The following is an 11,268-nucleotide window of genomic DNA, read 5'->3' as shown; positions in this document are numbered from 1 at the left end:
TCAATGCCCCACGGCGAAGGCAATCGGCGCCGAACGGGCCAGGCCGCCGCGGCACTTGAGCACGCGCAGTTGTGCCGGTCGGGCATCGATGGCAATGCGCAAGGCCGCCGGCGAAGGGTTGATCGCTTCACCGAGGGGGCGATAGGCGAAGGCCAGGGTCTGGCCGGTTTCCGCCGCCACCTGCAAGCGGCGCAAGGCGCGGTCATCGGCCTTGTGCGGCCAGCACAGCACCGCGCCGCAACTGCCCGAACGCAGGCATTGTTCGGCGGCCCACAGCGCATCGCGCTCGCTGGCCTGGATGATCGACAACTGACGCAGATCGACCCCGGCGCCCTGCCACGCCTGGGGATACGGCACATAAGGCGGCGCCACCAGCACAATGCGCTCGCCCGCCGCCGACAACCGTGCCAGCGTCGGCCACACCAGTTGCAGCTCGCCCACACCCTGCCCGGCCAACAGGATTTCCGTCAGCGCCGCCTCCGGCCAGCCACCGCTGGGCAACGCGGTGTCCAGCGCGGCATGCCCGGTGGGCTGCGGGCTGGCGGCCGGTGGCGCAGGCCGACCCCTCCAGACCTGGCCACCATTGAACAGCGTATCCAGCGCAACGACGGCGCCCATCAGCCTTGCCTCACCAGGCCACAGAACACGCCTTCGATGGCCAGGTCCCGGTCGGCCTCGACAATGATCGGCCGGTAGGCCGGGTTGCGTGGCAACAGGCGAACCACATCGCCGAGCCGCTCGAAGCGCTTGATGGTGACTTCGCCGTCGAGCCGCGCCACGACGATCTGGCCATTGACGGCCACGGGGCTGCGGTGCACGCCCACCAGGTCGCCGTCGAGAATGCCGTCCTCGATCATCGAATCACCGCGCACCCGCAACATGTAGTCGGGTACCCGCGAGAAGATCGACGGATCGAGCAACAAGCGGCTATGGATTTGCGCATCGACACCAATCGGCGCACCAGCCGCCACCCGACCGAGCACCGGGATGTCCAGCAACTCAGGGCGCGGCGGCTGCCCGAGCAGGCGAATGCCCCGGGCCTGATGCGGGTTGACCTCGATAAACCCGGCTTCGGTCAGCGCCAGCACATGCTTGCGCGCCACGCTGCGGGAGGCGAAACCGAACGCCTCGCTGATCTCGGCGAGGCTCGGAGGCTGACCGTGCTCGGCGATGCGATCGCGGATAAAGGTCAGGATGGCGGTACGGCGGGGAGTCAGAGTCGTCATGGAGTACATTTGTACTCTTTTGGCTTTTTCCTGGCAAGGGCCGTCAGTCATCCGATGGCAGAACCGATAACCTGTGGGAGCCTGCTCGCGATAGCGGTCTGTCAGACACATACATGTCGACTGGTGCACCGCCATCGCGAGCAGGCTCGCTCCCACAATTGATCTTCTCTGTCAGGAAGGCCGGTTACTTCTTCAGAAGCGCCGAACACGCCACCTTGTACGCCTCATGCTGGTACTTGTTCAGCGTTCCCGGCAAATTCGAAGTTGTACTTCTTGGCCTGGGCATTGATGGTCTGCGGCGACAACAGCGTCACCTCGCAATTCTCCAGCAACTGGAACACCCCTTCGATCTTGAACGTGGTCGGCCCACCGGCGAACTCACCTTTCTTGCCGCGCTTCTTGATCGCGATGCGGTCGACGGAGTTTTCACGGACGAACGACGCAACCTGCGCGGCGAACAGCTTGACGTTGGCCGCCTCGTCATCATCATCATCATCATCATCATCGAGAGCGATTTTCTTGGTGTTGAGGGCGACGTGACTCAGGGCCGTACCGTCGAGGATGCCACGGCGATGATCGCTTCACTGCCTTTGATTTCGATGCCACAGATTTTCATTTCGATCCCTTTCACAGCCGAAAGCTCAAGTTGATTAGCGGTAATACCAAACGCAGCTGCTATTTTTTCGCGAGTGGCCTTCCGAGGCTTTGAGAGGGGCTTTTGCTGGGCAAATGCCGGCGGAGAGACACCCATCCGTTTGGCCACTTCATCCTGTGTAAGGTTCAAGTGCTTGCGCCATGGAGCGCTGTCCGAGGGAAGATCAACGGATCTGTGAAAGCTTGATTGAAATTGTCTTGCACCTTGTCGAGCAGAAATTTCTGTAGGATTTTTAGTATCCATTATTGCGAAATTTCTTTTTCCTTCCTGTGACTGTGAGTTCGGCGGTACGAATTATTTAGTTTGTGCCGCATCATTCATGGACACCCTTCACAGATAAGGATTTTGGAAATGAATGCTCCCCTCTCATCTGTGTACACCAATGAAGCCTCCCCAGATTTTCTTCGCAGCCAAAAAGATCACCTTTTCTCGCAGCAACTTGACGGGGCGAACAAAGACGTCTTGAGGATTATTGAGCAACAACGGGCTTACGCCAATGCTCATCCCCCACAGCCAACCAATGCTCGCTATCTCGTTTTACAACAAGAAAATATGATCATGGGCCTATATATATGAAGCCAGAAATATTAATTTTCATAGATAACGACTATTTATCAACCTCACTATACTTGTATAGAAGATTACACTTTCAAGCCGCAGCAAAAGAAGGTATCAGATGCATAACAATAATCGCAAAAGATAGCAAAAATATTAGGGAAGCCAGCGATGAAAGTGATGAAGTTGTCTTGGTAGATGGTATTGAAACTAGCGAAGTACTCTGCGCAGTAGAACGTTTAAGCCGGACATACAGTGTGAAAGGACTGTTTTGCTACCCAGCGCATGTCACACCGCGTGGGAACGCTAACCCTGTAGTTGAAGATATCGCCAAGCGATGCGGGCTTAAATATTACAGCGCCGAGTCGCTAGAGAACTGCAACAATAAATACTTAATGCGTTCGCAACTTAGCAATATAAAAGAAATTAGGTCGGTAGATTTCAGGCTCTTCAACGGAAATTTCGAAGCTCTGAATGACCTCGTATTTCCCGTAGTGATGAAGCCGGTATACGGGGGCGGCTCGGCGTTTGTCTCGATATGTGATGACCGAAAGAGTCTTGAGAAAGCATATAATCACTTCATACAAAGATTTCCTGACGTGCCTGGAGCCTATTCTTTCTCGGGAGCTGAAAAATGGCTTAGCTCCCCAAAAAAAGGTCCTGTGTTATATACGCCGGGCGTTTCCGTGCTAATTGAAGAATTCATTGAGGGGCCAGAAGGTTCTTTAGAATGCTTGGTTATCGACGGCAACATTCACCCGATGTTGATATTTGAAAAAATGATAACAAGCAACACCTCCAATACGGTTTTAGAAAAGGTTATAGTTACACCACCGCAAAGCTTTTCTAACGACCAGATATCGATGATCGTATCAACTATTAGCAACTCTATAAAAGCACTGAAGGTAAAGAACGGATTTTTACACGTTGAGTTCAAATTATCCAAAAACGGCCCCCAAGTGATTGAGGTGAACCCGAGGCTGGGCGGATTCTTCGTGGACGAGGCACTTCAGGATCTGTGCTCATGTGATGCGTATGCCTTAAACGTCAATTACATAACAAGTAAGCCAGTAACCATAGGGCACCATTTGGCGGATAACCTTCCGATCTTGCCGGAGGACGCCGTCTACGCGATGCTTCTATTCTATCCAACTTACTCAGGCTACATCAAAGCTATAAAGCTACCAGAAATTGATTCTGCGTGTGAGATTTTATCAAAGGTACTGCCTACTACTAACGGCCACAAAGATGGCTTCTTCGATGTAGAGAACGAAGAGGCTTATATCGCAAAAATGTGGGTGAGGGCAACGTCTATAGACGAGATACTTCATATCCATAAAGAGTATGAGAGAAACATTAAAGTCGAAACATCTGAATATCGTGAAGACAAATTACTGGAGCAGTGCTAAATGTGCGGGATAGCTGCAATTTTTGAGACTTCTACCCGTTCTGATGAAAAGCGCGACTTTGAGGCTACTTTATTAAAAATGTTGGGGAGAATCTCCCATAGAGGCGCTGCTGAAAGCTTTGGAGAGCGCTTTATATTTTCTCATGCTGCTATTGGTACCAACCGCCTGCCTATCGTGGAGAGAGAAGACAACAATCAGCCGTTCATAGATAACATTTCTGGTCACGCAATTATATTTAATGGTGAAATTTACAACTTGAATGAGTTGCGATTAATTTTATTATCACACGGAGTTAAGTTTTTAGGCTGTTCAGATACCGAGCTAGTTCTTAGAGCCTATACTCACTGGGGGAAGTCTTGTCTAACCCGACTCAATGGTATATTCGCGTTTATTATCTACTCACCGGGAGACAACACCGTTTTCGCTGCGAGGGATCGGCTGGGCGTAAAGCCTCTATACTTGACTCAAGAAGGAACTGTCCTCTATTTTGCATCGGAACTGAAAGCACTAATTGGGTTGACCAGCAAGACACAAGAAATCCTCCCTGGACATTATTGGGTGGACGGTCGACAGAACGCATATTATTTAATTGGCGAAAGCATAGGGCCGCGACTAGATTACAAGTCTACGGTAAATAAATGCAATGAGCTACTGCACCTCTCGGTAAAGCGTCAAGTCAATACGGATCTTCCGGTAGGCGTAGTTTTCTCTGGCGGGCTAGATAGCGCGATAATTCTTTATCTTGCTAACCTATACCATAAGAACGTCACCGCCTACACGGTCGGAGTGGCTGGCTCAGCTGACGTAGTATTCGCGCAGAGACTATGCAAAGAACTTGGAATTAAGATAGTTATTTCTGATGTTGATCGTGTAGATCTGATGCAGTCTATTAGAACCAGCATATATGTATCTGAACAATTTGAACCCGTAGATATAACTGATGCATTAACTATACATTCTGCTTTCTCGCGAATGAAAGAAGACGGGATACGTATAGCTCTATCTGGAGATGGAAGTGATGAGCTATTCGCTGGTTATGACTTCTTTCAAGGGGCCAGTGACCGTCGCGAGCTTCAGCTACATAAAGTTAAGAACTTGTATCGAACTGATCTACAGCGTGTGGATAGAATGGGCATGTTCAATACAGTGGAATGCCGTGTACCGTTTCTCGACAAAGATCTTTTCGATTTTATAATATCGGCACCGATGGAGTTCCATGTAAGAGATGATTTTACAAAAGCTCTACTGAGGGACGCTTTTTCCCTCGAGTTACCAGATTATATCACTCGGCGACCAAAAATGAGGATGTCTGAAGGGTCAGGTATAGGCGGACTCATTTTTGACGCACTTCAATCAATGAGTGAGAGCCTGGATAGCAAGCCTTTTCCATTAGAAGATAATGCAATTAATAATGCTGCTTTGATATTCCAAGAGTTCGGCTTTGAGCTTCCAGACAATCGATATAAGGTACAAGGTCTCGACTATCATAGCGGCGGGTGGACGACCTCGATAACTAAAGACAGTGATAAAAACCTCGTCAACTCCTCTGTCAGCGAAGGATAATAAAAATGATTATTGCAAAGGACACTTTGAGCAAGCAGGATTTACTGTCTTCCGACCAATGGGGCGACCACAAATTTCAAATGAAGAATGCCATTCGCACCAAGGCCCAGTTGGAAGCCTGGGTAACTCTCAGTGATACAGAATTGAAGGGCATTGAGCAAACAGAGAGCCAGTATAAGTGGATGATTACTCCATATTATGCATCACTGATGGACGAGACCAATGAGAATTGTCCGATTCGGCTGCAAAGCATACCCCACCCAAAAGAAGTTGATGAGAGTAATCAGCAGGAGGATGTAGACCCGGTGGGTGATATGGTTTATATGAAAACCAGACGCGTCGTACATAAGTATCCAAACCGAGTCATATTCCTAGTGTCGGATACTTGCCCAGTTTATTGCAGGCATTGCACTAGAAAGTTTCACACAACTGACAAGTCAGGCAGTTATTATAACAAAGAGCTTCCCGCCTCATATGATCAAGACATAGAGTACATCGCAAACAACAAAAACATCAGCGACGTATTACTTACCGGAGGCGACCCGCTAATTCTTTCCGATAAGCTTTTACATAGCATTATATCTAGGCTCAATGCAATCCCCCACGTAGATTTTGTACGCATTGGCTCACGGTACCCGGTTTTCCTTCCGCAGCGGATAACAGATGATTTTTGTAGGATGTTGTCCGAATTCAAATCGATCTGGTTTAGCACTCATTTCAATCATCCCGTAGAAGTGACTCCTGAAGCCTTAAGCGCGGTAGATAAACTTCTTTCCCACGGTATACCGGTTCAAAACCAGACAGTGCTGTTGCGTGGTGTGAACGACGACGTCGAGACACTTAGAACGCTGAACCGGATGCTGGTGAAAGGCAGGGTAAGGCCTTATTACCTATACCACGCGGACAATGTTCAAGGCGTATCGCACTTTAGGACGTCGATAGAAAAGGGCCTTGAGATTATGCAGCAGCTGCACGGTTATGAAACTGGTTTCAGCGTCCCACAGTATGTTTACACCACTAAACTTGGGAAGATCCCTTTGAATAACCAGTACTTCTACAAACTAGGCTCTAAGAATTTTGTGCTTGGCTATGATCATAAAACGCTTGAAGTTCCCTGAGGTCAACTGACTCGCGAGTGGGTCACTACCTGGAGGCTTTGAAACTAACCAATTTACCATTTCTTCGGTGCTGATATGATATTTGCTAAATTAGACTACTCAATGTTAAGCCCAGAGTCTATTGCTGCTCAATTTAAAGAGGACTTTAGTTTTTCATCTGATGTCACAATATTAGAGCTTCCTAAAGCCAATCAACAGCGACCGACGCCGAAACATTGGAGGGACGACTGCCATTCAAACTACGATGATTTATTTCTTCAACTTTCAAGGCATATTGGTGATGTCTTCGGTTATAGCGACCTGCAGAACGGTAAGCTTATTCAAGAAATATTCCCAATTTTCAAAGATAGAAATAAGCAGTTGGGAAGTGGTTCTGTGCATTTAGAACTGCATACTGAAGACCCCGCTTTACCTTATAGGGCCGATGTACTAGGTTTTTTATGCGTAAGAAACGACGATAAAGTCCCAAACTTGCTGTCTTGCCCAGACTTTTCAGCTGTTGATGCAACACTCAAGCACAGGTTAACTGAGACCCGCTATACCATTCTTTCCGACCGACCCTCTACGATCGGATATAAGCCAACAGCTCTAGAGACGGCGGTATTGCTAGAATCACCTACCGAGGGCTACAGCTTCATTTATGATCCTGTCTATGTTGACTACAGCAAAATGTCTCATTGCGAAGAACTAGATTTTAAGGATTTTATCAAGCTGGTTGAGTCAGCAACCTTTGACTTATCAATGAACGAAGCACAGGTTTTGTTTATCAACAACTATAAGTGCGCTCATGGCAGGCCACAATTTACGCCAAAGTACGATGGAACGGATCGATGGCTGAAAAGAGTACAGATTTCCAAGGATGTGTCTAAACACCTAGACCGGGAGTACAGTCTTGACGTTATCACTGATATATAACCGTGCCGCGAGGCTTTCCCGTAGATATACATCCGAGATGCGCGAGAGTTCTCGGCTCTCGCTAGCCTTTGTATCTGGCAATATCGCGCATGTGATTATTGCGACTACGGACGTAATAATGGCAGGATGGATTAGTACCGAGGCGTTAGCTGCGTCGACTTTGGCACAGGGCCTCTACTATCTTCTGTTTTTATTATTCTCCGGGCTACTCATCTCTACCATTCCGTTTATTACTGATGCATTGGGATCTAAGGCAAAAGAAGAACAATATGCGTCTGTATCGACCAGCTGCATTCAGCTCATAGTAGCTGCGTTTTTAATATGCATAGCAATGCTCTATTTTACGAAAGAAATATTAGTTTTTTTTGGCCAGGATCCGCTTTTGTCTCTCGAAGCTCAGAGATACATGAATAGCCTGATGTGGAGCATCGGCCCAGCGATTTTATTTGTACACCTCAGAAATGTGTTATCAATAATGGGATCAGCGCGATATACAGTTATCGCAATTATTATAGCAGCGATATTTAACTTCGTTGCTAACCTAATTCTAATATTTGGTTTTTTGTGGATACCCCCCTTGGGTTTGTTCGGTGCAGGTATCGCCACAACGCTAACAAACATCTTGCTTTGTATATTGCTGGTCTTATTAGGCTTAATTAATCCGCAGTTCAGGGAGCGGCAGCATTGTATAAACCTGACAGTAGTGAGAGGGTGGTTGATGCTGCCTATTTTAAGAAATGGTATTCCGGTCTCTTTAACGCAGGTAAATGACACGCTATTTTTCTTCATCCTCACAATCATAGTGGGTAAGTTTGGAGTCGTTGCGTTGGCTGCTCATGGTATCGCAATGCAAGTTCTTCAAGTCGTATTTACAATACCTAATGGCATTTCTCAAGCTGCTACTACGAGAATAAGCCTCTGCTCGCCTTTGGGTGTGTATTCGCGGCGGACAAGTGACGCCGGGTGGAGTGCTTTATGGCTCGGCTGGATAGTACTCACTGTAATATCTTCTATCCTGATTATTTTTTCCCATGATATTGTTCAGCTATTTGTTGCTCGCGGTGAAGGTGGAGATGACGAGCTCATCAAGCTTTCTAGCCTTTTTGTCTGCATTTTAGGAATATTCCATTTCTTTGATGGAAGTCAAATGGTACTGCTCGGTATATTTAGGGGCTTGAAACAGACCGTCTTTCCGATGTTGCTTTCGATTATTTGTTTTTGGCTAGTGGGGCTACCGCTCGCTCTCTTCTTAGCATTTTGTACTGACCTAGGAGCAGTGGGTGTATGGTGTGGCGTAGGGCTTGGACTTATAGCGCTGTTCTCTCTACTTCTATTTAGATGGATCCGATACAAGGCTCCGGCGCAGGTTGCGGCATGAGAAATCTATACGGCATTCGAGGCATAAATTACATACTGAAACACAGTATATTCGTGATAGCTTGCTTAGTATCACTATCTATATTGCTTATTCTGGCGGTACCGAATGGTTTTTTGTCGATATATTCGGTGTCTTACTGCAGCTTGTTATTTTTTCTTCTCTATTCCATCAGCGCCTGGCCGATTATTCGCTCCCAATTTGATATGCTCAATATCGTCGTACCTTATTCCACCGTGCGACGTTTTAGTAGCTACATCTGCTGGCTCGTTCCGCTCTCCATTTTTACGTTGGTGGCGGGACTCTATAACAGAACTGAATTAGTCGGATTTGGACTTTTAGTATCAAGCCAGTTATTACTACTTTGCCTCATAATCTGGTTATATGCGACGGTTGTGATTTCCTGCAGGTCTGCTCTAAAGTGGCGGGAGCCGGTGCTCACATTATGGTACGAGGCATTAGATGACCTTGGCGATATTGATGATAAAACTCGCGAGTGTATCCTCGATCTAATTGAGTCGGAATTTCATGGAAGAGAATTATCACGCTCTAGCCGCCTATCCAGCGGTTTGCTTAAGCCTGTCATGCCTATACCTTATGCTACGAATATAAATATCAATGGATTTAAGTCGTCGTTCGGCCCCAGAAAGCCTCTTTGGTCTAAAGACGATTTCAGCTTCCTCTCAGGCATTGATACGCTTCTTGCCGAGATGACGCAGGAACTAATCCAGCTCTATGAAAAACACAAGAACACCCAGGAAAAATATCCCTTTCATGGCGATCCTTTGTGGAAATCAGTTCCACTTTATAAAGGAGGTCAAAAAGTTGCTGTATACGCTGACCTCGTTCCAAATACGATTCGCTTTGTCGAGGATGTTGTGCAAGGCGCTACTATCAGAGAGGTTGTGCTTTCAAGCCTAGAACCGGGCGGTCACATCGAGCCGCATCTGGATTATGTTTATCCTATGCTGACGTTACATCTTCCTATCCTTTGTTCTGACGATGGATTATCTGGACTGAGAATCGGGGAAGAGATCGTCAGTTGGAGAACGGGTGAAATAGCAATCATTGACACGACTTTTCAGCATGAGTCTTGGAACCATAGTGAGTGTACTCGTGTAAATCTGATGTTTGATTTCTGGCCTGGGGACCTGAGCCCGTCGGCGAAAGCGTTTTTCACTGAAGTCTACTCGCGGCAGATGCTGCGACACTTAAAATAATTACAGTTGGTGAAAATCATGTCAAATCCGAGCCAGCAGTTATCGAAGGTTTTGAGTGAAGGTCCTAAAATACGTGACTTAATTCAGATGCACGACGGTGAGCTAAACCTTGAGGTCCCGCAGGAAGTTTCTCGCGCGACGATTGACGCCTTAATAAATGGGCACACTGGCTATTGTAATCTTACTGGCATAGATGTTTTAAAAAACGCGTTGATCGAGAGATGCTTTCAACAGCATAGTAAGTTGTGCGACCCGGCCGAAATTTTAGTTTCCAATGGTTCAAGCCAGGCTTTGTTTATGTTGATGAAATGCATATTATCCAACGCAGACGAGGTTCTGATTCCGAATCCATGCTGGCCCGCCTATAGATCTTATATAGAACTTAACGGAGGTATTCCCGTCGATTACGAAATGGGAAATAAGGGTCTCAACATAGTTGAAATTCGTAAGTTGGTGACTCTAAAAACCAAGGCGTTGATTATTAACTCACCTCACAACCCCACTGGCTTGATTCTCAGTCGACAAGATATTCTAGAGTTGACGGCATTATCTCAAGAGTTTGGCTTTCTACTCATCTCCGATGAAGCCTACGAAGGCATCATTTTCGGTAGCGGTGAATATGTTAGCCCTCTGGATCTTATGGCGGACTCTAGCCTGCTGGTGGTTACACGTACGTTCTCAAAACTGTTCTCTATGTCTGGTTTTAGAATAGGCTATATGTTCGCGGATAGAAAAATCATCGACCGATGCTCCACGCTTCAGGGCGTCATGACGGACAATGCGTGTACATTTGCGCAGCACGGTGCCTTGGCAGCTACAGCGTTGCCTAAGAGCATCCTTAAAAAACGTATTGATGAGTTGCAACACCGAGCCTATTACTGCCATCAATTATTAAGCACTACGTTTGACATTGTACGGCCGCAGGGTGGTTTCTTTCTATTTCCTGACATTTCCCGAGTATTGGGTGCTACTTGGAATTCGGATACCCAATTTGTAGACGACCTCCTCAATGTTAAATCCGTTTCGACCACGCCAGGGTCTTCTTACGGTATGAAGGACCATATCCGCATCTCTATTGCTTCCGTTAATGAAGCTGAAATTAAAGAAGCGTGCGGGAGAATTATTGATCTTGTCCACCATCGCTGATTCTCATACGACTGCTGTTACTAGTGTGGAAACCGTTGTCGCTTGGAGGTTCCATGGTTTCATCAGATATTATAGTTGGTCGCGGC

At 47.3% G+C, this 11,268-nt stretch carries 10 protein-coding genes and 2 pseudogenes; 8 read left to right on the top strand and 4 right to left on the bottom strand.

Annotated features, from left to right (window positions below; all coding sequences use genetic code 11):
- The 4 genes and pseudogenes from imuA to ACM6J5_RS03215 form a co-directional block, all read right to left on the bottom strand.
- Window positions 1–618, bottom strand: a complete 618-nt coding sequence (gene imuA, locus ACM6J5_RS03230) for a translesion DNA synthesis-associated protein ImuA (RefSeq protein WP_414927808.1) — start codon at window positions 616–618, stop codon at window positions 1–3.
- Complete coding sequence (gene lexA, locus ACM6J5_RS03225) at window positions 618–1,235, bottom strand: transcriptional repressor LexA (protein ID WP_095941860.1); 618 nt, start codon at window positions 1,233–1,235, stop codon at window positions 618–620. Before lexA ends, imuA begins: the two co-directional genes overlap by 1 nt.
- A gap of 175 nt (window positions 1,236–1,410) precedes the next feature.
- Window positions 1,411–1,842 (bottom strand): annotated as a pseudogene (locus ACM6J5_RS03220) (DUF3010 family protein).
- Between the two features lie 21 nt (window positions 1,843–1,863).
- Window positions 1,864–2,022, bottom strand: a pseudogene (locus ACM6J5_RS03215) (helix-turn-helix domain-containing protein); the annotation flags it as partial.
- A 210-nt stretch (window positions 2,023–2,232) separates the two neighbouring features.
- Here ACM6J5_RS03215 and ACM6J5_RS03210 point away from each other — a divergent pair.
- The 8 genes from ACM6J5_RS03210 to ACM6J5_RS03175 all read left to right on the top strand — a co-directional run bounded on the left by ACM6J5_RS03210 (window position 2,233) and on the right by ACM6J5_RS03175 (window position 11,182).
- Window positions 2,233–2,457 (top strand): hypothetical protein, encoded by a 225-nt coding sequence (locus tag ACM6J5_RS03210; protein WP_414927807.1) that lies wholly within the window; start codon window positions 2,233–2,235, stop codon window positions 2,455–2,457.
- Window positions 2,454–3,845: an ATP-grasp domain-containing protein gene (locus tag ACM6J5_RS03205; RefSeq protein WP_095941858.1), complete on the top strand. Its 1,392-nt coding sequence runs from the start codon at window positions 2,454–2,456 to the stop codon at window positions 3,843–3,845. The genes ACM6J5_RS03210 and ACM6J5_RS03205 overlap by 4 nt, the downstream gene beginning before the upstream one ends.
- Entirely contained in the window at window positions 3,846–5,408 is a 1,563-nt protein-coding gene (locus ACM6J5_RS03200; RefSeq protein WP_095941857.1) for an asparagine synthetase B family protein, read from the top strand. It abuts the gene before it with no gap.
- A 5-nt stretch (window positions 5,409–5,413) separates the two neighbouring features.
- Window positions 5,414–6,526 carry an arginine 2,3-aminomutase gene (blsG, locus tag ACM6J5_RS03195; protein WP_414927806.1) on the top strand — a complete coding sequence of 371 codons (1,113 nt, stop codon included), beginning with the start codon at window positions 5,414–5,416 and terminating at the stop codon, window positions 6,524–6,526.
- 75 nt (window positions 6,527–6,601) lie between these two features.
- Entirely contained in the window at window positions 6,602–7,441 is an 840-nt protein-coding gene (locus tag ACM6J5_RS03190) for a hypothetical protein (protein ID WP_414927805.1), read from the top strand.
- Between the two features lie 37 nt (window positions 7,442–7,478).
- Window positions 7,479–8,819 carry an MATE family efflux transporter gene (locus tag ACM6J5_RS03185; protein ID WP_095941854.1) on the top strand — a complete coding sequence of 447 codons (1,341 nt, stop codon included), beginning with the start codon at window positions 7,479–7,481 and terminating at the stop codon, window positions 8,817–8,819.
- A gap of 128 nt (window positions 8,820–8,947) precedes the next feature.
- Complete coding sequence (locus ACM6J5_RS03180; protein ID WP_172435285.1) at window positions 8,948–10,036, top strand: aspartyl/asparaginyl beta-hydroxylase domain-containing protein; 1,089 nt, start codon at window positions 8,948–8,950, stop codon at window positions 10,034–10,036.
- An 18-nt stretch (window positions 10,037–10,054) separates the two neighbouring features.
- On the top strand, window positions 10,055–11,182 hold the full coding sequence (locus ACM6J5_RS03175) for a pyridoxal phosphate-dependent aminotransferase (RefSeq protein WP_414927804.1): 1,128 nt from the start codon (window positions 10,055–10,057) through the stop codon (window positions 11,180–11,182).
- The last annotated feature ends 86 nt before the right edge of the window (window positions 11,183–11,268 follow it).

Origin of the sequence: Pseudomonas sp. IT-P74, assembly GCF_949768175.1 — a bacterium.
Lineage (GTDB): Bacteria > Pseudomonadota > Gammaproteobacteria > Pseudomonadales > Pseudomonadaceae > Aquipseudomonas.
This window is presented reverse-complemented; position numbering and strand designations above follow the sequence as displayed.